A 22,246-nucleotide genomic window follows, 5' to 3' on the forward strand; every position below is an offset into this window, starting at 1 on the left:
TCTCCCCGTAAGAACGGGGAGAGGGAGATGACCACCGCCTCCCTCCGTCTCCGCGCCGGCCTGGTCTCGATCGTGCTGCTCGTCGCGTTCCTGGGCGTCTGGCATCTCGCCGTGCGCTCGACGGCGCCGGTGGCCACGATGAGCGCGGAATACGCCAAGCTGATGGGCCTGACCGCGACCCAGGGCAAATCTGCCATGCCCGGGCCGCTCGATGTCGGCGCAAAACTCTGGGAGCATGTGAGGAGGCCGTTCTACGACAACGGGCCGAACGACAAGGGGCTCGGCATCCAGCTCGGCTACTCGATCGCGCGCGTCGGCACCGGCTATCTGCTTGCCGTGCTCGTCGCCATCCCGCTCGGCTTCCTGATCGGCATGTCGCCGCTGCTCAGTCAGGCGCTCGATCCCTTCATCCAGGTGCTGAAGCCGATCTCCCCGCTCGCGTGGATGCCGCTCGCGCTCTACACCATCAAGGATTCCTCGATCTCCGCGATCTTCGTCATCTTCATCTGCTCGATCTGGCCGATGCTGCTCAACACCGTGTTCGGGGTCGCGAGCGTACGCAAGGAATGGATCAACGTCGCGCGAACGCTCGAGGTCGGAACGATCAGGCGCGCCTTCACGGTCATCCTGCCGGCAGCGGCACCGACGATCCTGACCGGCATGCGCATCTCGATCGGCATTGCGTGGCTGGTGATCGTTGCGGCCGAAATGCTGGTCGGCGGCACCGGCATTGGCTATTTCGTCTGGAACGAGTGGAACAACCTCTCGATCACCAACGTCATCATCGCGATCCTGCTGATCGGGGTCGTCGGCATGCTGCTCGACCAGATCCTCGCGCGTTTCACGCGCATGGTCACGTTTCCGGAGTAGGGCAGTGACCGAGAAATTCGTCTCCATCGAAGGCATCGCCAAGCGCTATCCGGGCGCGAGTGGTGCGACGACGACCGTGTTCGAGAATCTGTGGCTGTCGATGGCGCGGGGCGAATTCTGCTGCGTGATCGGCCATTCCGGCTGCGGCAAGACCACGGTGCTCAACATCCTCGCCGGCCTCGATGCGCCGAGCGAAGGCGCGGTCATCGTCGACGGACAGGCCATTTCAGGCACCAGCCTCGATCGCGCCGTGATCTTCCAGAGCCATGCGCTGCTGCCCTGGCGCACCGTGCTCGGCAACGTTGCCTACGCCGTGAGCTCGAAATGGCGGAGCTGGGATCGCGCCAAGGTGAAGGCGCATGCGCAGACTTTTATCGATCTCGTCGGCCTGACGGGTTCGGAACACAAGCGACCTTCCGAGCTTTCCGGCGGCATGAAGCAGCGCGTCGGCATCGCGCGTGCGCTCTCCATTACGCCAAAGATGATGCTGATGGACGAGCCGTTCTCGGCACTCGACGCGCTGACGCGCGGCACGCTGCAGGACGAGGTGCGGCGCATCTGTCTGGAGACCGGGCAGACCGCGTTCATGATTACCCATGACGTCGACGAGGCGATCTATCTCGCCGACAAGATATTCCTGATGACCAACGGACCCGGCGCGGTGCTGGCCGAAGTGGTCGAGAACCCGTTGCCGAGGGACCGCGGCCGCACCGATCTGCACCGCCATCCGCTGTACTACGCGCTGCGCAACCACATCGTCGATTTCCTGGTGACGCGCAGCAAGACCTTTGCCGTCGAGACGCCCGCTCACGATCCGCGCAATGTGCCGGTGGTGCATATCGGCAAGCCCGGACTGACCGTCGCGTCCGGTGGCGACGAGCAACGACAGACCTGGATACCCGGGACGAGTCCCGGGCTGACTGCTTGAAAAAGGAGACCCTCACATGAAACGCGAAGACCTCACCGAGAAGCTGCTCGACATCAAGCGCGAGAAGGGCTGGACCTGGAAATACATCTGCGAGCAGATCGGCGGTTATTCCGAGGTGCTGATTACGGGCGCGATCCTCGGCCAGATGAAATTGACCAAGCCGCAGGCCGCGAACGCCGCTGAACTGTTCGGCCTGACGAAGACCGAGACCACGATGTTGAACGAGACGCCGATGCGCGGCATGCCGATGCCGCCGACCGATCCCTTGATCTATCGCTTCTACGAACTGGTCATGGTCAACGGTCCGGCCTGGAAGGCGCTGATCGAGGAGGAGTACGGCGACGGCATCATGTCGGCGATCGATTTCGACATGGTGATGGAGCGCCTGCCCAATCCGAAGGGCGACCGCGTCAAGATCACCATGAGCGGCAAATTCCTGCCGTACAAATATTACGGCGCCAGCGGCAATGTGCCGGAATATGGCTTCAAGGAGGGATAGCTGGTTGGCATTCCGGGGGTGCGTCGCAGACGTCCCCCGGAATGCCGCTTTCGCCTTATTTCCCGGCCTTCACCTCGGCCGCCGCCACCGCGATCAACTCGTTCATCTTGGCCCGAATCGCCTGTTCGGTGATGGCGACGTTCTTCGCGGCGAAATCGGCCATGACCTTGCGCAGGACGTCGGCGTCACCGGCTTCCTCGAAATCGGCCGCGACCACCTCCTTGGCATAGGCCGTGGCGGCATCGCCGGTAATGCCGAGCTTTTCGGCCGCCCACAGCCCGAGCAGGCGGTTGCGGCGGGCTTCCGCCTTGAATTTCTGCTCCTCGTCGAGGGCGAACTTCTTCTCGAAGCCTTCCTCGCGCTTGTCCAACGTGCTCATGCCTTTTCCAATTCCCTGCTGACCCCGGCCGGCCCTCGTTGCGAGAGCCCCGGTGCATGCCTAGATAGGGGGCACGAATCGGCAAAACAACGAGCCGTTAAGCCGCAGGCAAGACGGTATAAGTTTGATGCCGGACGGCCGGATCGATTGTGCTGGGACAGCCAATCGGATAGGTTGCCTAAGGCTGGGTTCCCGTTCTGTTTCTAGGGGTTCCGGGCCGTTCACGGCAGCTCCGCTGTGGGTCGTAGTCTCGTCAACCGGAGCACACCAGATACATGGATTTCAACAAAACACGGTACATCCCCATGAGCCGTCGGCGTCGCATTTATGAAGGCAAGGCAAAGGTTCTTTACGAAGGCCCGGAGCCCGGTACCCTGATCCAGCACTTCAAGGACGACGCCACCGCGTTCAATGCGAAAAAGCATCAGGTGATCGAGGGCAAGGGTGTCCTCAACAACCGGATCTCGGAGTACCTGTTTCAGCACCTCAACGACATCGGGGTGCCGACCCATTTCATCCGCCGCCTCAACATGCGCGAGCAGTTGATTCGCGAAGTCGAGATCGTGCCGCTCGAAGTGGTGGTGCGGAACGTTGCCGCCGGTTCGCTGTCGCAGCGCCTCGGCATCGAGGAGGGCACGCAGCTGCCCCGTTCGATCATCGAGTTCTACTACAAGAACGACCAGCTCAACGACCCCATGGTGTCGGAAGAGCACATCACCGCTTTCGGCTGGGCGACACCGCAGGAGATCGACGACATCATGGCGCTTGCCATCCGTGTCAACGACTTCCTCACCGGTCTCTTCCTCGGCATCGGCATCCGCCTCGTCGACTTCAAGATGGAGTGCGGCCGACTGTTCGAGAACGACATGATGCGGATCATCGTCGCCGACGAGATCTCGCCGGATAGCTGCCGTCTGTGGGACATCAAGTCGAACGAGAAGCTCGACAAGGACCGTTTCCGCAGGGATCTCGGTGGGCTGCTCGAGGCCTATACCGAAGTCGCCAAGCGTCTCGGCATCCTCATGGAGAACGAGCGTCCGGCGGGCTCCGGCCCGGTGCTGGTGAAGAGCTAAGAGGAATCTGACGTGAAGGCACGTGTTACCGTGACGTTGAAAACGGGCATCCTCGATCCGCAGGGCAAGGCGATCGAGGGTGCGTTGAAGTCGCTCGGCGTCGACGGCGTCGCCAGCGTCCGCCAGGGCAAGGTGTTCGACATCGAGCTCGCCGGCGCGGACAAGGCGAAAGCGGAGGCGGCGTTGAAGGACGCCGCCGACAAGCTGCTGGCGAACACCGTGATCGAGAATTATCGGGTCGAGCTGATCGGGTGAACGGGATGGCTCACAGCCACCCGACCCGACGAAAACGCCAGTACAGCGCCCCGCACGAGACTAGCATCACGCCGAGCAGCGTGTAATAGCCGTACTCCCAGTCCAGCTCCGGCATGTGCTTGAAGTTCATGCCGTAGATGCCGGCGAGCGCGGTCGGGATCGCGATGATCGCGAGCCAGGAGGCGAGCTTCTTGGAGACCGCCGTCTCCTGGGCCTGGCCGACCAGCAGGCTCGCTTCGAAGGCGAACGCCAGCACCTCGCGCATCGAATCGATCCGCTCCTGGATGTTGCGGACGTGGTCGGTGACGTCGCGGAACAGCGGCTGCATCGTCGCGCGCACCATCGCCAGCTCGTCGTGCTCGAGCCGGCGGCAGACCTCGACCAGAGGGCCGATCGCGGTCCGGAGCCGCAAGAGGTCGCGGCGCAGCATGTAGAGCCGTTCGATCTGCGCCTTGCTGATCGACTTGGAGAGCACGTCATCCTCGATGCTCTCGACCTCTTCGTGAATGCTCTCGAGCACGGGCGAGTAGTTGTCGACGATGAAATCGAGAATGGCGTAGAGGATGTAGTCCTCGCCGCGCGCGAGCGCTCGCGGGCAGCTTTCGCAGCGTTCGCGCACCGGCGTGTAGGACGTCGACGCACCGTGGCGCACCGAGACCAGATAGCCTTCGCCGACGAAGATGTGCGTCTCGCCGAAGGCGATCCGGCCCTCGATCAGTTGCGCCGTGCGCGCCACGATGAACAGGGCCTCACCATATTGCTCGATCTTCGGTCGCTGATGGGCATGGTTGGCGTCCTCGATGGCGAGCTCGTGCAGGTCGAACTGCTTCTGCACCGCGCTGAGCAGCGCCATGTCGGGCTCGTGCAGCCCGATCCAGACCACGTGGCCGGGCTTCGCCCGCCAGCTCGAGGCTTCGCTGATGGCGATATTGGCGACGCGCCGGCCGTCGACATAGGCACCGGCGGCGATGACGCCCTCGGTGGACACCGGCTCGGAGAGGGATGCGGGCAGCGAGGGGACATTCATGGCTTTGATCCCGGGCGAATCGATCGGCCGAATGGCGGGCTATGGCCTGTGCACAACGCTCGCGGGCAAGGCTAGCACTGGTAAAATCCCCGTCAAATGGTTATGTCTGCTGCCGATTTGGCAGCCGTGCCAGCCCCATTCAATCCTCGTTCGGAACCTCTGCCATGAAAGCCGCCATCCTCGTCTTTCCCGGAATCAACCGCGAGCGCGACATGGCGCGTGCCTTGAGGCTGATCTCGGGCAGCGAGCCCACAATGGTCTGGCATGCCGAGACGTCGCTGCCTGATGGTACCGACCTCGTGGTCGTTCCCGGCGGGTTCTCCTATGGTGATTACCTGCGCTGCGGCGCGATTGCGGCGCGGGCGCCGGTGATGGACGCGGTGCGCGACTATGCGGCCAAGGGCGGTCTCGTGCTCGGCGTCTGCAATGGCTTTCAGATCCTCTGCGAGTCCGGCCTCTTGCCTGGCGTCCTGATGCGCAATGCGCGGCTGAAATTCATCTGCCACGACGTGCATCTGCGCGTCGAGCGCTCCGACACGCCGTTCACGCGCGGCTACAATGCCGGGCAGGTGATCCGCGTGCCCATCGCGCATGGCGAGGGCAATTATGCAGCGGATGCCGAGACCATCAAGCGGCTCGAAGGCGAGGGTCGCGTGCTCTACCGCTATTGCTCGGCCGACGGCGCGATCGACGATATCAGCAACATCAATGGCGCCGCGCAATCCATCGCCGGCATCGTCAACGACAAGGGCAACGTGCTCGGCATGATGCCGCATCCGGAAAACCACGTCGAAGACATCATGGGCTGCACCGACGGCCGCGGCCTGTTCGCTGGCATCACCGCGCATCTGGAAAAAGCCGCGTGATTGCGTTCGTGCTGAAGCGGCTGCCGGCCGCTGTCGCCGTGGTTGCGTTCGCGACAGCCGCGCTCGCGCAGGATTTCCCCAAGCGTCCCGTCACCATGATCGTGCCGTTCGCGGCTGGCGGCACCTCCGACGTGATCGCGCGCACCGTTGCCGAGCAGATGGGCATCGCGCTCGGCCAGACCATCGTGATCGAGAACGTCGCCGGCGCCGGCGGATCGACCGCACTGGCGCGTGCCTCCCGCGCCGAGCCTGACGGCTACACCATTGCGATCGGCAATGCCGGCACCAACGCCGCGACCTATACGATTTATCCCAAACTGCCGTTCACGCCGGACTCCTTCGTGCCGATCGCCATGGTGGCGAAAACGTTCGGCATCATCGCCGTGCGCAAAGATTTTCCGGCAAAGGACCTGAAGGAGTTCATCGCCTACGCCAAGGCCAATCCGGGCAAGATCAATCTCGGCCATGCCGGCGTCGGCTCTTCGAATTACCTGATCTGCAAGAGCTTCGTCACAGCCGCCGGGATCGACGCGACGCTGGTCGGCTATCGCGGCGCCGCGCCCGCGCTCACCGACGCGATCGGCGGCCAGATCGACGGCGTCTGCGATGCGGCAGCCTCGGTCTCGCAGTCGATCAACGAGAAGCTGGCGCGCGGGCTCGTGGTCGGCTCGACCGTCCGGCTCGCCACAGTGCCCGACCTGCCGACGTCAGCCGAAGCCGGCCTGCCCGAATTCGAGGCGCAGGGCTGGAACGGCCTGTTCGCGCCCAAGGGCACCCCGCCGGCGATCATCGCCAGGCTGAATGCCGCCGCGCGTACGGCCGTGGAAACCGACGCGGTGAAGAAACGGTTCGCCGATCTTTCGACCGTGGCACCCGATCCCGACGAGCACACGCCCGAGGTGCTGCAAAAGCTCGTGACGCGCGACGTCGAGAAGTATCGGAAGATGCTGGCTGACGACGCCAAGTAATAGCTAGCGTCGTTTCAGCCGTTCCGTCGGCACCGTCATCGCGGCGACGCCCGCCATGACCAGCACCAGGCCCAGCGCCAGGTTCGAGGGCACGATCTCGCCGAGCAGCAGCACGGAGAGGCCGACGCCGATCGGGATGCGCAAATAGCCTTGCGCGTTGGTCGTCAGCGTGCCGAGCCGTCCCAGGCACATGTAGAACAGCATCAGCCCCACGGCGCTGGAGACGATGCCCATGACGATGGTGGCTATGATCGCCGTCGGCGTCGGGTGCAGCGTCCAGGGCTGGTCGATGATCAGCGAAGGCGGCAGCAGCACGAGGCCGCCGAACAGCAGCGAGCCGGCTGCCACCACCATCGGATCGTATTCGGACAGCCGCAGCCCGAAGATGGTTGCGCAGGCGAACGAGATGGTGGCGAGCAGGATGGCGATCTCCGCCACGATCTCGCTGCCGACGCCGCGCAGCGCATCCAGGCCGACGATGACGATTGTGCCGGCAAGGCCGAGGAGCGCGCCCAACAGCTTCAACAGCGTTGCTGGCTCGTGACGCGTGATCAGGGAGGTGATCAGGAAGGCGAAGATCGGCGTGGTCGAGGCCAGCACCACCGTGTTCGACGCCGGCACATATTGCTGAGACCAGGTGATGATCAGGAACGGAAAGGTCGAGTTGATCAATTGCTGGGTCGCGAACAGCTTCCAGGCCTTCGCATCGGTCGGAATCCTGACGCCGCGCATCCACAGGATCGCGAACAGGAAGGCGGCCGCGATCAGCGAGCGCGCCGAGATGAAGGTCACAGGCGGGATCGTATCCAGCGCGAGCTTGGCCAGCGGATAGGTTGAGCTCCAGCAGCAGGCCAGCGCGACCAGCAGCGCATAGTCACGCCAGTTGCGCGCGCTGGTGGCGGGCATGGACGGCAGCGGCGAGGCCGAGGCGCGACCCGTCGGCGGTGTGCTCTGCGGCACCTTGGTGTTGCTCCCGGCGCGACAGCGCTGGACCCAAGTCTGGGCGACGGGGCGCCAAAAGGGAAGGCGGCGAGCTATGCGTTTGGCTGTGGTGCCGGCTTCCGCTTCACCCGCTTGATCGTGCCGGAGAAGGTGAACAGGGGCCGCCCGCCTGACGTCAGCTTGCCGCGCAGGAAGATCAACGAGCCGCCGGCGCGGGAGACCTCGCCGACGCATTCGATCAGCTCGCCTTCGCGTGCCGCGTCGAGGAAGTCGCAGGCGAAATTGGTGGTCACGGCCGGCCCATCCAGCTCGTGGGTGGCGATCGCGAACAGGCAATAGTCGGAGAATGCCATGAAGCAGCCGCCATGGACGTTTCCGGAGCCGTTGAGGTGCTTCTTCTCGACCCGGAACGCCGAGCGGACGCTGCCGTCGTCCTCGATCCTGTGCCAGAACGGGCCGATATGGCTCTCAAAACTGTCGCGAATCCAGGTTCGCCAGCCCTGGAATTCCCCATCGGTGGCGACGTGGAGGTCGGGGCGGCGGGGCGGGGGCGCTTTGGTCAATTCGTGCAAGGAAATGGGCCTTCAATTGCGAGTCGTTTGCCCTTAAATCCGATCTGTCCACGCTGTGCAATTCCTGTTCCCGCAGCCCCCGGCCGCAAAACGTGGACAGCGGGAAAATGCGCCATAAAGGGCTTTTCCAAGCCGTCCGATGTTCCTAAGAACGGCCCACCGCCGTCGAAAGCCTCGAATCCATGAAGAACGAACCCAAGATCACTCCCGAGCTTATTGCCGCCCACGGGCTCAAGCCGGACGAGTATGAGCGCATTCTGAAGCTGATCGGGCGGGAGCCAACTTTCACCGAGCTCGGCATCTTCTCGGCGATGTGGAACGAGCACTGCTCGTACAAATCCTCGCGCCTCCATCTGAAGGGCCTGCCGACCAAGGCGCCCTGGGTGATCCAGGGCCCGGGCGAGAATGCCGGCGTGATCGACATCGGCGACGGCCAGGCCGTGGTCTTCAAGATGGAGAGCCACAACCACCCGAGCTACATCGAGCCGTACCAGGGCGCGACCACCGGCGTCGGCGGCATCTTGCGCGACGTCTTTACGATGGGCGCGCGCCCGATCGCCTGCCTCAATGCGCTGAGCTTTGGCGCACCGGAGCATGCCAGGACGCGGCATCTCGTCTCCGGCGTCGTCGCCGGGGTCGGCGGCTATGGCAATTCCTTCGGCGTGCCGACGGTCGGTGGTCAGGTCCGCTTCCACACCCGCTATGACGGCAACATTCTCGTCAACGCGATGGCGGTCGGCCTCGCCGATACCGACAAGATCTTCTATGCCGCCGCCTCCGGCGTGAACATGCCGATCGTCTATCTCGGCTCCAAGACTGGCCGCGACGGCATCCACGGCGCCTCGATGGCCTCGGCCGAGTTCGACGACAAGTCCGAAGAGAAGCGCCCGACCGTCCAGGTCGGCGATCCCTTTGCCGAAAAGCTGCTGTTAGAGGCCTGCCTCGAGATCATGGAGAAGGGCTGCGTCATCGCGATCCAGGACATGGGCGCGGCGGGTCTGACCTGTTCGGCGGTCGAGATGGGCGCCAAGGGCGATCTCGGCGTCGATCTCGATCTCGATGCGGTGCCGACGCGCGAGATCGGCATGAGCGCCTACGAGATGATGCTCTCGGAGAGTCAGGAGCGCATGCTCATGGTGCTCAAGCCCGAGAAGGAGAAAGAGGCCGAGGCGATCTTCAAGAAGTGGGGCCTCGATTTCGCCGTGGTCGGCTACACCACGCCGAGCAAGCGCTTTGTGGTCAAGCATGGCGGCGACGTCATGGCCGATTTGCCGATCAAGGAACTCGGCGACGAGGCGCCGCTCTATGACCGCCCGCATGTCCCCTCCGCCGCTTTGCCTGTCGTGCATGCGCGCGAAGTGGCGGCGCCGATGAGTCTCGGTGCCGCGCTCGAAAAGCTGATCGGCACGCCCGACATGTGCAGCAAGCGCTGGGTCTGGGAGCAGTACGACCACGTCATTCTCGGCAACACCATGCAGCGTCCCGGCGGCGATGCCGCCGTGGTGCGCGTGCAGGACGGCCCGAAGGGCCTGGCGCTGACCGTCGACGTGACGCCGCGCTATTGCGAGGCCGATCCTTATCAAGGCGGCATGCAGGCCGTGGCGGAAGCCTGGCGCAACATCACCGCCGTCGGCGGCAAGCCGCTTGCGATCACCGACAATCTCAATTTCGGCAATCCCGAGCGGCCCGAGATCATGGGCCAGTTCGTCGGCTGCCTGAAGGGCATCTCGGAAGCCTGCCGCACGCTCGACTTCCCGGTCGTCTCCGGCAATGTCTCGCTCTACAACGAGACCAACGGCCGCGCGATCCTGCCGACGCCCTCCATCGGCGGCGTCGGCCTGCTCGACGACTTCACCAAGTCGGCCTCGCTCGCCTTCAAGGCCGAAGGCGAGGCGATCCTCCTGATCGGCGAAACTCACGGCTGGCTCGGTCAGTCCGTTTACCTGCGCGACATCTGCGGTCGCGAGGAGGGGGCGCCGCCGCCGGTCGATCTCGCGGCCGAGAAGCGCAACGGCGACTGCGTGCGCGGCATGATCCATGCGGGCACCGCGACCGCCGTGCACGATCTCTCCGACGGCGGTCTTCTGATCGCGCTGGCCGAGATGGCGATGGCGAGCGGCATCGGCGCCAAACTGCTGGCGGCGCCGACCGCGCTGGTGCCTCAGGCCTATTGGTTCGGTGAGGACCAGGCGCGCTATCTCGTCACCGTGCCTGAAACCGAGGCCGGCCGCGTGCTCGCCAAGATGCGCGGCTGCGAGGTGCCCTGCGTGCGGATCGGCACCACCGGCGGCGACGCCGTCGCGATCGCCGGCGAGGCGCCTGTTGCGATTGACACGCTCAGGGCATCGTTCGAGCGCTGGCTGCCGGAGTATATGGGCGGGAAAGCGGCCTGAGGCGCTGAACCGGTAGCCCGGATGAGCGAAGCGACATCCGGGTCTTTGTCGTGAGGTTTCCCGGATATCGCTTCGCTCATCCGGGCTACGGTATCGTGCCTCACAACACGTGCGAGGCCCCCGGAATCTTCCGTAAGGCCGCAGTCAGTCCCCAGCTCAAGGTCACCGTGAGCACGAAGCCGATCGTGGCTTTCACGATCGCAGGCCAGCTGTAGTCGTACAGCGCGTACTGGATCCACAACGCGATCGGGTAGTGCACCAGGAAGATGCCGTAGGCATCCGCCTGCATGCGGTCGAGCAGGTTCGGGCCCGGCGACTTCTGGTGCAGGAAGAAGGCGAGGATCGCGAGCAGGATCGAGCCTGAGAACAGCACGAAGAACGTGCCGTAGATCGCCTGATACCAGTGCGGCTGCGGGTCTGGATTGCCCAGAACTTCGCGCTTGATGTAGATCATGCCCCACATCAGGCAGTAGGGGATCAGCGTGGCGATCACCCAGAGCCAGCGTTGTTTCGGCAACTGGCCGCCGGCGCTGAGGATGCCGCGATCGAAGTTCGCCGCTCCAACGCTGACGCCGATGAAGAAATAGGCGAAGTAGAGCAGGATGCGGCTCGCCTGCACCGAGAACGGCCCGAGCTCGAACCATTTGCTTCCGCCGAAATAGAGCAGCGCCGGCACGTAGGCGATTGTCGTCACGACGACGAGCAGCAGCCAGAATACGGCCGGCTGGTCGAATCCGCGTAGCGACACGCGGTTGCCCGGGTCGACCAGATGCGCGGAGACCCGGTAGAGCAAGCTCGCGGTCAGGTCGAACGCCAGCAGCACCCACACGAACCAGATCGGGCCGCTCGGCCACGGGCCAACCGTGATCGTCTTCCACCAGAACGCCGTGAAGCTCAGCCCGGGATCGTGCCGCAGCGCGATCGCGTAATAGGCGAGGGGAATCACGGTGAACGCCGCGATCGCGAACGGCAGCCCGAGCCGCAACAGGCGGTCGCGGAGAAAAACTGACGGCGCCTTGCGCGCGATGCCCGGCCAGGTGAACAGTCCTGACAGGAAGAAGAACATGGCCATGAAGAAGCTGTCGGTGGCCAGCACGACGATGTCGAAGCCGATCCAGGACGCCGGATCGGTGTGCCCGAAATAGGTGTAGGGAATGACGGCGTGGTGCAGCAGCACCACCAGCGTGAGGAAGGTGCGGGCGCGATCGAGCGACAGATTGCGCGCCTTGGCCTTCGGCACCGCGTGCGCCTCTGCGCCGATCGTCGCTGAATGTGACATCGTCATCGTGGCCGCCCCGGTCGCGCTTTCCGTCCCGGCCGGACTTTGCCGCCGGGAACCGGATTCAGCAAGGGTCGTTTGGGACGCCCGCAGGTCTCGAGACCGCTAGGAACCAGTTCCCTGCGACGAAGTTAGCGTTCGCCAAAAGGGCTTGGGACCGCGGCAAGCGGTACAATTTCGGAGCTGGCGATGACGATCCTGAAATGGGCGCTGATCTTCCTACTTGTCTCGATCGTGGCCGGCGTGCTCGGCTTCACCGGCATCTCGGCCGCCTCCGCCGACATCGCCCGCTTCCTGTTCTACGTGTTCGTCGCGATTTTCCTGGTGCTACTGATCCTGGGGCTCACGATATTCAGGGCGTAGCGGGGCTCGCGTCAGCATTCCCAGTCGTCGTGCCCGCGCTTGCCGTCTTCGCTGAAGCTTCGCCGGCCCAACACCCGTAGCCCGGCGAAGCCTTGGCGGAGCCGGGTCCCGGGCATCCACGTCCTTTGTATCCGCGGCAGCCAAGAACGTGGATGGCCGGGACGAGCCCGGCCATGACAGCAGGCCCTATGTGGGCTTACCCCACTTCCTCGATCTTCACCTTGTCCGGATAGAAGGCGAGATGGCCCGAAATCTCGGTCATCGCGGGAAAGGGCGCCTCATAGGTCCAGATCGCGTTATCCAGCGTCTTGCCGTCGGCCTTGACGCTGTAATAGCTCGCATCCCCTTTGTAGGGGCAATGGGTGACACGGTCGGTGCGCTCCAGCAGCGCCATATTGGCGTCCTGTCGCGGCACATATTGCACCGCCGGATATTTCGCCTCTTTCAGCGTCAGCGCCTTGGTGGTCTCGGCGATCACGATATCGCCGGCCGTGACGCGGACGCGCCGGGGATTTGGGGTGATGGTGATGGGGTGGTCGGGCCCTGGAAGCTTCATGATTTCACGCCTTTTTCGATCGCTCTGCCGCGCGCGGCACTTTGTCGTGGCTTTATCCAGATCGGATCACCGATATAGTGCCGGAAGGCGTGACGTAGAAGGCCGTTCACGCTAAGTTTGGGCCCGCCGGCTTTGCATATCCGGACCCCGGCAGCGATTCTACGACAAGGCTGATTGCAGCCGAGACAGGAGCACGACCCGAATGCCAATGGACGCCCACGATATCGAGGCGATGATCAAGGCGGCGATCCCCGATGCCGAGGTGACCATCCGTGACCTCGCCGGGGACGGCGATCACTATGCCGCGACCGTGATCTCGGAAACCTTCCGCGGCAAGTCCCGCGTCCAGCAGCACCAGATCGTCTATCAGTCCCTGCGCGGCCAGATGGGCGGCGTGCTGCATGCGCTGGCGCTGCAAACCGGTGTGCCGGGCGCCTGATCTGCTCGTGACGGGGGGATGACGATGGCTGCGGACAATCCGCGCGGCGCGATGTTTCGCGTCATCCTGCCAAACCAGCACAGCCGCGTCACCAATGCCGAGCTGTTCTTCGACCTGGTCTTCGTCTTCGCGATCACGCAGGTCTCGCACACATTGCTGCACCATTTCACGCCGCTCGGTGCGGTGCATGTCGCGGTGCTGTTTCTCGCGGTATGGTGGGTGTGGGTCTACACCGCCTGGGTCACCAACTGGCTCGATCCCGAACTGACGCCGGTCCGGATCCTGATCTTCCTGATGATGCTGGGCGGTCTCGTGCTGTCCACGACGATCCCGACCGCGTTCGAGGGGCGGGGCCTGTGGTTCGCGATCGCCTACGCAACGATGCAGGTCGGGCGCACAGCCTTCTGGATGTTTGCAACGCCGCGGCATCGAACTGCGGTCCGGCACAATGCGATCCGCATCCTGACGTGGCTCTCGGTCTCCGCGATCTTCTGGATTCTCGGCGGCCTCGCCCATGACGAGGCGCGACTATGGTTCTGGATCGTGGCGCTGACGATCGAATACATCTCGCCGGCGGTCCGCTTCTGGGTGCCGAAGCTTGGCTTCTCGTCGGTCGAGGCCTGGGCCGTCGAAGGCGGCCACATGGCCGAGCGCTGCTCGCTGTTCGTCATCATCGCGCTTGGCGAGGCCGTCGTCGTCAACGGCGCGACCTTTGCCGAGCTGGACTGGACCGCGGACAACATTTTGGCCTTCGTCTCCGCGCTGGTCGGCAGCATTGCGATGTGGTGGGTCTATTTCCACAAGGGCGCCGAGGCCGGCGCCGAGCGCATCTCGAAATCCGCCGAATCCGGCCGGTTGGCGCGGCTCGCCTACACCTATCTGCACATGCCGATCGTCGCTGGCATCATCCTGACCGCGGTCTCCGACGAGCTCGTGCTGAAGCATCCGTTCGGGCAGTCCGATATCAGGATCATCGTCAGCACGATCGGCGGTCCCTTGCTGTTCCTGGTCGGCACGATCCTGTTCAAGCACGCGATCCGCGGCTTCCTCCAGCTCTCGCATGGGATTGGCATCATCGCGCTCGCGGCGCTGTCGTGGTTTGCCGCCGAGCTGTCCCCGCTATGGCTGTCGGTCGCCGCAACGGTGATCATGATCGTTGTTGCGGTATGGGAGTCGGTCTCGCTGGGATCGACGCCGGAAGAAGCCGAGGAGCATCAGAGCACGGACCGCGGTAGCGCCTGACTTGAACGCCTCGTCCTTCGAGACGACCGCTCCGCGGTCTCCTCAGGATGAGGCTAATCAGCGCCGGTGCCCGTCGAAACTGCTGCCACGGATACCGTCCTCATCCTGAGGAGCCCGCCTAAGGCGGGCGTCTCGAAGGATGCGCCGCAGGAAACGGAGGAATTTCTACTCCGCCGCCTCCAGCGCGTGCACCGAGAACATCTTCGCGGCATCGGTCCAGCTCTCACGCACACGCCAGCCCGCGCCCTGCGCCAGCGCGGCAAAACGCTCGAGGCTGTATTTGTAGCTGTTCTCGGTGTGGATGCTCTCGCCCGCGCGGAACGAAAAGCTGGTGCCGAGCAGGCGCACGGTCTGGCTCTTCTTGCTGATCAGGTGCATCTCGATGCGGTGCCGCTCGCGATTGTAGATCGCGCGATGGGTGAAGGCGGAGAGGTCGAAATTGCCGCCGAGCTCGCGGTTGATCCGCACCAGCACATTGAGGTTGAAGCGCGCGGTGACGCCGGCGGCATCGTTATAGGCGTCGTGGAGCAGACGCTCCTCCTTCTCGAGGTCGGCGCCGATGATCATCTGCGCACCCCGGCCCAGGATGGCGCGCGCGCTCTTCAGGAAGGCCTGCGCTTCATGCGGCTCGAAATTGCCGATGGTCGAGCCCGGGAAGAACCCGACCTTGGGCATCGTCGCCACCGCCTTGGGCAGCTCAAACGGCGTGGTGAAGTCGGCCGCCACCGGGTAGATGCCGAGTGACGGAAAATCCCGCTTCAGGCCGTTAGCCTGCGCCGTGAGGAAGTCGCCAGAGATGTCGACGGGCACATAGGCCGCGAACTTGCACTGGTTGAGCAGCAGGCGGACCTTTGTGGTCGCGCCTGCGCCGAATTCGACGAGGGCGGCGTGCTCCGGAATGATCTTTGCGATCTCGCTGCCCCGCTCCTTCAGGATCGCCAGCTCCGTGCGCGTCGGGTAATATTCCGGCAGCCGTGTGATCGCTTCGAACAATTCCGATCCGGCCGCATCATAGAAATACTTCGGCGACAGCTTTTTGGGCTGCTGCGAGAGGTCCTCGATGGCCTCGCGCGCAAAGGCGGTGGTTTGTTCGTCGGGAAGATGGGCTTCGGCCAAAGCGCTGGCGTGCACATTCATGATACTCTCCTGAACGCGCTGTCCGGCGCGCATTTGTCGTCGGATGAGAATTTTACTCGTAGTCGGCGAGCCGCAGTCCCGTGAATTGCCAGCGGTGGTGCGGATAAAAGAAGTTGCGATAGGTAATACGGCTGTGCCCCTCCGGGGTTGCAAGCGAAGAGCCGCGCAGCACCAGCTGGTTGACCATGAACTTGCCGTTGTATTCGCCGAGCGCGCCTTCGATGGCGCGATAGCCGGGGTACGGCGAGTAGGACGATCGCGTCCACTGCCAGACGATGCCGAAGGCATCGTTGAGCTGGCCCGCGCGGGCCGCGACCTCCCACTCCATCTCGGTCGGCAGATGTTTTCCGGCCCAGCGCGCAAAGGCGTCAGCCTCGTAATAGCTGACGTGGCAGACGGGCGCGTCAGGATCGACCGGCTTGAGGCCGGCCAGCGTCATCACATGCCATTGGCCGTCGATCTCGCGCCAATGGCCGGGGGCGTCCCAGCCCTCGTTGTTGACGGCTGCAAAACCGTCCATCAGCCACAGCGTTGCGGTCCGGTAGCCGCCGTCGCGCATGAAGGCGAGCCATTCGCCATTGGTGACGAGATTGCGTGCGAGCTTGACCGGGCCGACGAGGGCGCGATGCGCCGGCTTCTCGTTGTCGAAATGAAAACTGTCATCCACGTGACCGACGGTGTGGATGCCTTCGTTCAGCGTCAGCCAATCCTCACTGGCCGGCGTCGCGGCCGGGAAGCGCCAGTCCGGATCATAGGCCGGCGGGATCGGGTTCTGCGCGAAAGCGTGCAGGATGTCAGTGACCATCAATTCCTGATGCTGCTGCTCGTGATTGAGGCCGACCTCGACCAGCGGCGCGATCTCGCGAAGCTTGTCCTCGCCGGCGTCGCGGAAGAATTTCACGACGGCAGCGTCGACATATTTTCGATAGGCGCCGACCTGATCGGCGCTCGGGCGGGTGATGTCGCCGCGGTGATTGCGGGAATGGCGCGGACCGGCGCTGACGTAATAGGAATTGAACAGGAAAGCGAAGTCAGGGTGAAAGGGCTGGTAGCCCGCACAGTGCTCGCCGAGCACGAACTGCTCCCAGAACCAGGTGGTGTGCGCCCGGTGCCATTTCGTCGGGCTCGCGTCCGGCATGGACTGGATCTGCTGGTCCTCCGGCGACAGCGGCGCGGCCCTGCGCTCGGTCTCGTCGCGGACGGTGAGAAATGCGTCCTCCAGCCTCTGGGCAAGGCCGCCCAAATCGGCCGACGGTGACGGGGCGGGGGCCGTAGCGGAGGCTTGTTTCGTCACGTTTTTCTCCAGACAGGACAAGAGAACGTTGTTGGCGTTGCCGGGTTCCAAAACGCCGGGTTCGTCCTAGATAGGGGCTCCGTGACGGTATGAAAGTCCTCCCTGGCGATGATATTCGTGGCATCATGCAATGGGCCGCTGTTGCCGAGAGCGGTCCGCCCAGGGGCCGCTCGCCGCCATTTTACTTTGGATGCACAACGGTTTGGGCTACATATATAGGCAGGGATCGGGTTAAATCGGCTGAGCCAGCCCGAAGCGATTGGAGTGGGCTCCGCCCAGAAGGACACGGATATGAGCATCGAGGAATTTATCGCCAACGAAGTGAAGTCGAACGACGTGGTTCTGTTCATGAAGGGCACACCGCAATTTCCGCAATGCGGGTTCTCCGGCCAGGTCGTCCAGATTCTCGACCACATCGGCGTCGGCTATAAGGGCCTCAACGTTCTCGAATCCGCCGAACTGCGCAACGGCATCAAGGACTATTCGAACTGGCCGACCATTCCGCAGCTCTATGTGAAGGGCGAGTTCGTCGGCGGCTGCGACATTGTCCGCGAGATGTTCCAGGCTGGTGAATTGCAGCAGCTCTTCTCCGAAAAGGGCGTCGCTGTCGCGGCCTGATACATGACCCAACTGACGCGCCGGATGATCGGCGGCGCGGAGCTCAAGGTCATCGTTGCTGACATCACCACGCTGAGCGTTGACGCCATCGTCAACGCGGCCAACACGTCGCTCCTGGGTGGGGGCGGCGTCGATGGCGCGATCCATCGGGCGGCCGGGCCCGAGCTTCTAGCCGAGTGCCGGAAGCTCGGAGGATGCCCGACCGGCGATGCCAAGATCACGAAGGGTTACCTTCTTCCTGCGCGCCATGTGATCCATGCGGTCGGCCCGGTCTGGCACGGCGGCACTCGCGGCGAGGCAGAGGCGCTGGGCTCCTGTTATCGCCGTGCGCTCGAGCTCTGTGAGGCCAATCAGCTGACCTCCGTGGCGTTCTCCGCGATTTCGACCGGGGTTTACGGCTTTCCGGCCGACCAGGCCGCGAAGATTGCGGTCCATGCGACCATTGAAGCCCTGCCGGCCGCGCCGCTGGTCGTCGACGTCGTATTTTGTTGTTTCTCGGAAAAGAGCGCGGCTCTGCACGCGGACGTTCTGGCGCGGTATGGCGGCCCTTGTGCCTGATGACGTGGTCGGTACACTCCGCCGGGCCATGTTCCGGGGAGGGGATATGATTTCACAGTCTGGACTGCGCGCGCTGGTCTGCGCCGCGCTTGTGCCGTTAGGTGCGATGTCGTTCGCGCGGGCGGAGGGCACCTACGAGATTCCGGCCGGCGCGCATTTCAACCAGGACAAGCTCGCCAAAGTCACCGACTTCTTCAAGAACGAGGTCGCGACCGGCAAGATCGCCGGCGCAAATGTGCTCATCAAGCAACATGGCAAGCCGGTCTACCACGAAGTCTTCGGCGTGCAAGACGCGGTCAGCAAGGCGCCGATCACCGACAAGACGATCTTCCGCCTGTTCTCGATGAGCAAGGCGATCACTTCCGTCGTCGCAGTGAAGTTGATCGAGGAAGGTACGATCAAGCTCGACGATCCCGTCTCGAAATACATTCCGTCCTTTGCCAATGTGAAAGTCGGCGTCGAGAAGAAAGCCGAGGACGGCACCAAGTCGCTCGAGCTCGTGCCGCCGAACCGGCCGATGACGGTGCACGATTTGATGACGCACACCTCGGGCGTCACCTACGGCTTCTACGGCGACAGCCTGGTCCGCAAGGCCTATCGCGAAGCCAACATCTATGCCGGCGATTTCGACCTCGCCGAGTTCGCCGAGCGCATCGCAAAACTTCCGCTGCACAACCAGCCGGGCGCGCTGTGGCAATACGGCCATTCCACCGACATCCTGGCGCGAGTCATGGAAGTCGCGGCCGGCAAGCCGCTCATCGAGATCGAGCGGGAGAAGCTGCTCGACCCCCTCGGCATGGTCGACACCGGCTTCTTCGTCACCGATCCCGAGAAGCAGAAGCTGCTGGCGCAGCCGGTGCCGAACGACAGCGATTTCCGGGTCGGGCGGATCAATGATCCGACGGTCGTCAAGAAGATCCAGTTCGCCAGCGGCGGTATGGTTACGACCATGGCTGATTATGAGCGCTTTACGCAGATGTTGCTCAACGGCGGCAGCCTCGACGGCAAGACCATTCTCAAACCCGAGACGTTCAAGCTGATGGCCACCGACCAGATAGGCCCCAAGTCGGGCGTCGATCGCGATTATTTCTACTTCCCCGGCGATGGCTTCGGCTTCGGTCTCGGACTTGCGGTCCGCACCGATCCCGGCAACGCAAAACCGCCGCCGCCCGGCGATCTCGGCGAATTGAAATGGGACGGCGCCTCCGGCTGCTATTTCGTGATCGATCCCAAGCAGGACATGTTCTTCGTGCTGCTGGAGCAGACCCCGACCGAGCGCCAGCGCGTGCAGCGGACATTGAAGCAGCTGGTCTATGAAGCGATGGAGAATTGACATGTTCGGGCGCCGCGCATTGATCGCGGCGCTCGTTCTTCTCGCCGGCGGCATCGTTGCGAAGGCGGGTTCCGAGAGACCTGCGGTCCGCACGCTCTCGCCCGCGGGGCTGGCGAAGGTTTCCGACTACATCCGCAACGAGGTCGCCACCGGCAAGATCCCCGGCGCCATCCTGCTGCTTCAGCAGCACGGCAAGCCGGTGTATTACCAGAATTTCGGCGTCCGCGACTTCGCGACCGAACTCTCGATGAGCGCGGACACGATCTTCCGCCTCTACTCGATGTCGAAGCCGGTCACCTCAGTCATGGCGATGATGCTGGTTGAGGAGGGCAAGCTGTCGCTCGACGATCCCGTCTCGAAATACATTCCGGCCTTCGCCGGCATGAAGGTCGGTATCGAGAAGAAGGCCGAGGACGGCAAAGTCGCCCTGGCGATGGAGCCGCTGGAGCGACCCATCACAATCACGGATCTGCTGCGCCACACCTCAGGGCTGCCTTACGGCTATTACGGCGGCGGTATGGTGCGCGAGCTCTACGCGGACGCCAATCTCTTCAACAGCAATCTGACCAACGCCGAATTCGCCGCCAAGGTCGCCACGCTGCCGCTGGTCGAGCAGCCCGGCACGGTGTGGGATTATGGCTATTCCACCGACGTGCTCGGCCGCGTCGTCGAAATCATTGCCGGAAAGTCGCTGCTGCAGTTCGAGAAGGAGCGGCTGCTCGATCCGCTCGGCATGACCGAGACGGCTTTCTTCGTCGCCGATCCCGCCAAATTCCCGCGCATCGCCGAGCCGATGCCGGAGGATCGCAATATCAATCCGACGACGCAGGTCCGCGACATCAGGCGCCCCGCGACCTGGGAATCGGGCGGCGGCGGCATGGTCGGCACGGTAGGCGACTACGCCCGCTTCGCACAGATGCTGCTGAATGGCGGAATTTATGAGGGCCGACGCTATCTCAAGCCGGAGACCATCGCGCTGATGGCCTCGGATCATATCGGGCCGGAGACGAAGATCGCGCGCGACCAGAACTATTATCCAGGTGGATCTTCCGGCTTTGGTCTCGGCTTCGCCGTGCGCACCTCGGTGCCCCCTGGGACGGCGTGGCCGCTCGGCGAATATCGCTGGGACGGCGTCGGCGGCACGTTCTTCTTCATCGATCCCGAGGACGATCTGTTCGGGATCTTCATGGTGCAGACCCCGACGCAGCGTGGCCGGATTCAACTGGCGCTGAAGACGTTGATCTACCAGGCGATGGGGCGGTAGAGTCTTTTTGCGGTTTGCGTAGCCCGGATGAGCGCGCAGCGACATCCGGGACCCTGCGAGTGAAGTCCCGGGTATCGCTGCGCTCACCCGGGCTACGGGGCCTACGCTCCGCGCACGATCTCTCGGACGTAGCCGATCGTTTCCTCGACCTGGGCCGCATTGACGTCGAGATGGGTGCAGGCGCGGATGCGGCCGTCCATCATCGCAAGCGTGACGCCGCGCTGGCGCAGCGCCGCGACCATCTTGTCGCCGGGAATGCCGGCACCATCGGGCTTGAAGAACACCAGGTTGGTCTCGGGCTCCTGCACCTCGACGCCTGCGATCTGCGACAATCCGCGGGCGAGCGCGCGCGCATTGGCGTGATCGTCGGCAAGCCGCTCGACGTGATGGTCGAGCGCGTAGATGCAAGCCGCCGCGCAGATTCCGGCCTGTCGCATCGAGCCGCCGAGCCGCTGCTTCCATTGCCAGACCGCATCAATGAAAGCGCGCGAGCCCGCCAGCACGCCGCCGATCGGCGCGCCCAAGCCCTTCGAGAAGTCGATCCAGGCCGAATCCCAGCCCGCGGTCATGTCGCGCGGCGAGATGCCGCTCGCGACAGTGGCGTTGAGCAGGCGCGCGCCGTCCATGTGGGTGACGAGGCCATGTTGTTTCGCGATCGCGACGATCTCGTCGAGCGCGGCCTTCTTCCAGATCGTGCCGCCGCCGATATTGGCGGTCTGCTCGACGCTGACCACGGTCTGCGGCGGTTGGTAGCGGGTGCGCGGATGCAGCGCTTTGCGGAACGTCTCCGGCGTGAACTGGCCGTCGGGTCCCTTCAATTGCGTGACCTGGAAGCCGCCGATCGCGGCATGGGCCCCGCCTTCGCGCGCGATGATGTGCGCGCTTTCATGCGCGAGGATCTCGTCGCCGGGGCGGCAATGCACCAGCGTCGCGGTGACGTTGCACATCGTGCCTGACGGCATGTACACCGCGGCTTCCTTGCCGAGCAGCTCGGCGACGCGCGCGCACAGGGCGTTCACGGTCGGATCGTCGCCGACCTGCTCGTCGCCGACCTCCGCCCGCGCCATCGCCTCGCGCATCGCAGGTGTCGGCTTTGTCTGCGTGTCCGAGAGCAGATTGATGCGCACCGGCGGCGCCTTGGGATCGATCGGGGAAGGGGTGTAGAGCATGGCTGGTCTCGTCATTTCACCTAGTCGAATCGTTGCGACGTATTGCGTGCGTTTCTCAAGGACCTGAACTAGCCACGAGAACGTTGAGTGACGCGCTGCCGCGCGGCGAGAAGGATTTCGTCTGGCGTGTCGGCCGTAAAGATATTGCAATCAGGCAGAGCGAGCAGCCCCTGATATCGGCAGATCTGCTCGTCGCGGGAGAGGGCCTCCCATGCTCGAAGC

24 protein-coding genes are annotated in these 22,246 nt (G+C 63.9%); 15 read left to right on the plus strand and 9 right to left on the minus strand.

Annotated features, from left to right (window positions below):
- The first annotated feature begins 27 nt into the window (after nucleotides 1-27).
- The 3 genes from ntrB to cynS are packed head-to-tail and all read left to right on the plus strand — an operon-like array spanning nucleotide 28 to nucleotide 2,297.
- Nucleotides 28-870 carry a nitrate ABC transporter permease gene (gene ntrB / locus ABIB80_RS17505; protein ID WP_354128073.1) on the plus strand — a complete coding sequence of 281 codons (843 nt, stop codon included), beginning with the start codon at nucleotides 28-30 and terminating at the stop codon, nucleotides 868-870.
- A gap of 4 nt (nucleotides 871-874) precedes the next feature.
- A complete protein-coding gene (locus ABIB80_RS17510) occupies nucleotides 875-1,798 on the plus strand; it encodes an ABC transporter ATP-binding protein (RefSeq protein WP_007602255.1) in 924 nt (307 codons plus the stop codon).
- Nucleotides 1,799-1,814: 16 nt separating this feature from the next.
- A complete protein-coding gene (cynS, locus tag ABIB80_RS17515; protein WP_007602258.1) occupies nucleotides 1,815-2,297 on the plus strand; it encodes a cyanase in 483 nt (160 codons plus the stop codon).
- Nucleotides 2,298-2,352: 55 nt separating this feature from the next.
- Here the strand turns inward: cynS and ABIB80_RS17520 are convergent, their stop codons facing one another.
- Nucleotides 2,353-2,676, minus strand: coding sequence for a DUF1476 domain-containing protein (locus ABIB80_RS17520; RefSeq protein WP_007602260.1), 324 nt, complete (start codon nucleotides 2,674-2,676; stop codon nucleotides 2,353-2,355).
- 305 nt (nucleotides 2,677-2,981) lie between these two features.
- Between ABIB80_RS17520 and purC the strand changes: the two genes are divergently transcribed.
- The gene (gene purC, locus ABIB80_RS17525) at nucleotides 2,982-3,749 is read left to right on the plus strand and encodes a phosphoribosylaminoimidazolesuccinocarboxamide synthase (RefSeq protein WP_171944915.1); all 768 of its coding nucleotides are present in this window, start codon (nucleotides 2,982-2,984) and stop codon (nucleotides 3,747-3,749) included.
- A 12-nt stretch (nucleotides 3,750-3,761) separates the two neighbouring features.
- On the plus strand, nucleotides 3,762-4,004 hold the full coding sequence (gene purS / locus ABIB80_RS17530; protein ID WP_007602264.1) for a phosphoribosylformylglycinamidine synthase subunit PurS: 243 nt from the start codon (nucleotides 3,762-3,764) through the stop codon (nucleotides 4,002-4,004).
- 10 nt (nucleotides 4,005-4,014) lie between these two features.
- Here purS and ABIB80_RS17535 read toward each other — a convergent pair whose 3' ends face one another.
- Nucleotides 4,015-5,031, minus strand: coding sequence for a magnesium and cobalt transport protein CorA (locus tag ABIB80_RS17535; RefSeq protein ID WP_219684990.1), 1,017 nt, complete (start codon nucleotides 5,029-5,031; stop codon nucleotides 4,015-4,017).
- A gap of 164 nt (nucleotides 5,032-5,195) precedes the next feature.
- Here ABIB80_RS17535 and purQ point away from each other — a divergent pair, with 164 nt between their 5' ends.
- The gene (purQ, locus tag ABIB80_RS17540; protein ID WP_007602268.1) at nucleotides 5,196-5,897 is read left to right on the plus strand and encodes a phosphoribosylformylglycinamidine synthase subunit PurQ; all 702 of its coding nucleotides are present in this window, start codon (nucleotides 5,196-5,198) and stop codon (nucleotides 5,895-5,897) included.
- Nucleotides 5,894-6,865, plus strand: a complete 972-nt coding sequence (locus tag ABIB80_RS17545; RefSeq protein WP_007602270.1) for a tripartite tricarboxylate transporter substrate binding protein BugD — start codon at nucleotides 5,894-5,896, stop codon at nucleotides 6,863-6,865. Before purQ ends, ABIB80_RS17545 begins: the two co-directional genes overlap by 4 nt.
- Before the next feature lie 3 nt (nucleotides 6,866-6,868).
- On the opposite strand, the gene ABIB80_RS17550 is transcribed toward ABIB80_RS17545, so the two are convergent.
- Both ABIB80_RS17550 and ABIB80_RS17555 read right to left on the minus strand, forming a co-directional pair.
- The gene (locus ABIB80_RS17550) at nucleotides 6,869-7,825 is read right to left on the minus strand and encodes a DMT family transporter (RefSeq protein ID WP_354128074.1); all 957 of its coding nucleotides are present in this window, start codon (nucleotides 7,823-7,825) and stop codon (nucleotides 6,869-6,871) included.
- Between the two features lie 74 nt (nucleotides 7,826-7,899).
- Nucleotides 7,900-8,379: a PaaI family thioesterase gene (locus ABIB80_RS17555; protein ID WP_007602274.1), complete on the minus strand. Its 480-nt coding sequence runs from the start codon at nucleotides 8,377-8,379 to the stop codon at nucleotides 7,900-7,902.
- Between the two features lie 182 nt (nucleotides 8,380-8,561).
- On the opposite strand from ABIB80_RS17555, the gene purL reads away from it, so the two are divergent.
- A complete protein-coding gene (gene purL / locus ABIB80_RS17560) occupies nucleotides 8,562-10,772 on the plus strand; it encodes a phosphoribosylformylglycinamidine synthase subunit PurL (RefSeq protein ID WP_354128075.1) in 2,211 nt (736 codons plus the stop codon).
- A gap of 100 nt (nucleotides 10,773-10,872) precedes the next feature.
- On the opposite strand, the gene ABIB80_RS17565 is transcribed toward purL, so the two are convergent.
- Nucleotides 10,873-12,051, minus strand: a complete 1,179-nt coding sequence (locus ABIB80_RS17565) for an acyltransferase family protein (RefSeq protein ID WP_354128116.1) — start codon at nucleotides 12,049-12,051, stop codon at nucleotides 10,873-10,875.
- A 189-nt stretch (nucleotides 12,052-12,240) separates the two neighbouring features.
- Here ABIB80_RS17565 and ABIB80_RS17570 point away from each other — a divergent pair, with 189 nt between their 5' ends.
- Nucleotides 12,241-12,414: a DUF1328 domain-containing protein gene (locus ABIB80_RS17570; RefSeq protein ID WP_007602280.1), complete on the plus strand. Its 174-nt coding sequence runs from the start codon at nucleotides 12,241-12,243 to the stop codon at nucleotides 12,412-12,414.
- Nucleotides 12,415-12,610: 196 nt separating this feature from the next.
- Here ABIB80_RS17570 and ABIB80_RS17575 read toward each other — a convergent pair whose 3' ends face one another.
- Nucleotides 12,611-12,970: a DUF427 domain-containing protein gene (locus ABIB80_RS17575; protein ID WP_027567668.1), complete on the minus strand. Its 360-nt coding sequence runs from the start codon at nucleotides 12,968-12,970 to the stop codon at nucleotides 12,611-12,613.
- Between the two features lie 202 nt (nucleotides 12,971-13,172).
- Between ABIB80_RS17575 and ABIB80_RS17580 the strand changes: the two genes are divergently transcribed.
- Nucleotides 13,173-13,409 carry a BolA/IbaG family iron-sulfur metabolism protein gene (locus tag ABIB80_RS17580; RefSeq protein ID WP_007602284.1) on the plus strand — a complete coding sequence of 79 codons (237 nt, stop codon included), beginning with the start codon at nucleotides 13,173-13,175 and terminating at the stop codon, nucleotides 13,407-13,409.
- 24 nt (nucleotides 13,410-13,433) lie between these two features.
- Nucleotides 13,434-14,651 carry a low temperature requirement protein A gene (locus tag ABIB80_RS17585; protein ID WP_354128076.1) on the plus strand — a complete coding sequence of 406 codons (1,218 nt, stop codon included), beginning with the start codon at nucleotides 13,434-13,436 and terminating at the stop codon, nucleotides 14,649-14,651.
- Nucleotides 14,652-14,816: 165 nt separating this feature from the next.
- On the opposite strand, the gene egtD is transcribed toward ABIB80_RS17585, so the two are convergent.
- Together egtD and egtB are read right to left on the minus strand one after the other, a co-directional pair.
- Nucleotides 14,817-15,788, minus strand: coding sequence for an L-histidine N(alpha)-methyltransferase (gene egtD / locus ABIB80_RS17590; RefSeq protein WP_007602290.1), 972 nt, complete (start codon nucleotides 15,786-15,788; stop codon nucleotides 14,817-14,819).
- Between the two features lie 52 nt (nucleotides 15,789-15,840).
- The gene (gene egtB, locus ABIB80_RS17595; protein WP_354128077.1) at nucleotides 15,841-17,133 is read right to left on the minus strand and encodes an ergothioneine biosynthesis protein EgtB; all 1,293 of its coding nucleotides are present in this window, start codon (nucleotides 17,131-17,133) and stop codon (nucleotides 15,841-15,843) included.
- 240 nt (nucleotides 17,134-17,373) lie between these two features.
- Here egtB and grxD point away from each other — a divergent pair, with 240 nt between their 5' ends.
- From grxD to ABIB80_RS17615, 4 genes are read left to right on the plus strand one after another with little or no spacing between them, the layout of a single operon-like run.
- A complete protein-coding gene (grxD, locus tag ABIB80_RS17600; RefSeq protein WP_007602294.1) occupies nucleotides 17,374-17,700 on the plus strand; it encodes a Grx4 family monothiol glutaredoxin in 327 nt (108 codons plus the stop codon).
- A gap of 3 nt (nucleotides 17,701-17,703) precedes the next feature.
- Complete coding sequence (locus ABIB80_RS17605) at nucleotides 17,704-18,258, plus strand: O-acetyl-ADP-ribose deacetylase (RefSeq protein ID WP_354128078.1); 555 nt, start codon at nucleotides 17,704-17,706, stop codon at nucleotides 18,256-18,258.
- 46 nt (nucleotides 18,259-18,304) lie between these two features.
- The gene (locus ABIB80_RS17610; RefSeq protein WP_354128079.1) at nucleotides 18,305-19,591 is read left to right on the plus strand and encodes a serine hydrolase domain-containing protein; all 1,287 of its coding nucleotides are present in this window, start codon (nucleotides 18,305-18,307) and stop codon (nucleotides 19,589-19,591) included.
- Nucleotide 19,592: 1 nt separating this feature from the next.
- Nucleotides 19,593-20,855, plus strand: coding sequence for a serine hydrolase domain-containing protein (locus ABIB80_RS17615; protein WP_354128080.1), 1,263 nt, complete (start codon nucleotides 19,593-19,595; stop codon nucleotides 20,853-20,855).
- Between the two features lie 101 nt (nucleotides 20,856-20,956).
- Here the strand turns inward: ABIB80_RS17615 and ABIB80_RS17620 are convergent, their stop codons facing one another.
- Entirely contained in the window at nucleotides 20,957-22,024 is a 1,068-nt protein-coding gene (locus tag ABIB80_RS17620) for a threonine aldolase family protein (protein WP_354128081.1), read from the minus strand.
- Nucleotides 22,025-22,246 lie beyond the last annotated feature (222 nt).

Origin of the sequence: Bradyrhizobium sp. i1.15.2, from assembly GCF_040548425.1 — a bacterium.
GTDB classification, from domain to species: domain Bacteria; phylum Pseudomonadota; class Alphaproteobacteria; order Rhizobiales; family Xanthobacteraceae; genus Bradyrhizobium; species Bradyrhizobium canariense.

Excerpts from the sequence above, each read along its gene's own strand:
- ntrB (WP_354128073.1), top strand. The coding sequence starts at position 28 with ATGACCACCGCCTCCCTCCGTCTCCGCGCCGGCCTGGTCTCGATCGTG.
- grxD (WP_007602294.1), top strand. The coding sequence starts at position 17,374 with ATGAGCATCGAGGAATTTATCGCCAACGAAGTGAAGTCGAACGACGTG.
- purC (WP_171944915.1), top strand. The coding sequence starts at position 2,982 with ATGAGCCGTCGGCGTCGCATTTATGAAGGCAAGGCAAAGGTTCTTTAC.
- ABIB80_RS17610 (WP_354128079.1), top strand. The coding sequence starts at position 18,305 with ATGATTTCACAGTCTGGACTGCGCGCGCTGGTCTGCGCCGCGCTTGTG.
- ABIB80_RS17570 (WP_007602280.1), top strand. The coding sequence starts at position 12,241 with ATGACGATCCTGAAATGGGCGCTGATCTTCCTACTTGTCTCGATCGTG.
- ABIB80_RS17535 (WP_219684990.1), bottom strand. The coding sequence starts at position 5,031 with ATGAATGTCCCCTCGCTGCCCGCATCCCTCTCCGAGCCGGTGTCCACC.
- purL (WP_354128075.1), top strand. The coding sequence starts at position 8,562 with ATGAAGAACGAACCCAAGATCACTCCCGAGCTTATTGCCGCCCACGGG.
- ABIB80_RS17580 (WP_007602284.1), top strand. The coding sequence starts at position 13,173 with ATGCCAATGGACGCCCACGATATCGAGGCGATGATCAAGGCGGCGATC.
- ABIB80_RS17605 (WP_354128078.1), top strand. The coding sequence starts at position 17,704 with ATGACCCAACTGACGCGCCGGATGATCGGCGGCGCGGAGCTCAAGGTC.
- ABIB80_RS17620 (WP_354128081.1), bottom strand. The coding sequence starts at position 22,024 with ATGCTCTACACCCCTTCCCCGATCGATCCCAAGGCGCCGCCGGTGCGC.
- purQ (WP_007602268.1), top strand. The coding sequence starts at position 5,196 with ATGAAAGCCGCCATCCTCGTCTTTCCCGGAATCAACCGCGAGCGCGAC.
- ABIB80_RS17615 (WP_354128080.1), top strand. The coding sequence starts at position 19,593 with ATGTTCGGGCGCCGCGCATTGATCGCGGCGCTCGTTCTTCTCGCCGGC.
- egtD (WP_007602290.1), bottom strand. The coding sequence starts at position 15,788 with ATGAATGTGCACGCCAGCGCTTTGGCCGAAGCCCATCTTCCCGACGAA.
- ABIB80_RS17585 (WP_354128076.1), top strand. The coding sequence starts at position 13,434 with ATGGCTGCGGACAATCCGCGCGGCGCGATGTTTCGCGTCATCCTGCCA.
- ABIB80_RS17520 (WP_007602260.1), bottom strand. The coding sequence starts at position 2,676 with ATGAGCACGTTGGACAAGCGCGAGGAAGGCTTCGAGAAGAAGTTCGCC.
- cynS (WP_007602258.1), top strand. The coding sequence starts at position 1,815 with ATGAAACGCGAAGACCTCACCGAGAAGCTGCTCGACATCAAGCGCGAG.
- ABIB80_RS17575 (WP_027567668.1), bottom strand. The coding sequence starts at position 12,970 with ATGAAGCTTCCAGGGCCCGACCACCCCATCACCATCACCCCAAATCCC.
- ABIB80_RS17565 (WP_354128116.1), bottom strand. The coding sequence starts at position 12,051 with ATGTCACATTCAGCGACGATCGGCGCAGAGGCGCACGCGGTGCCGAAG.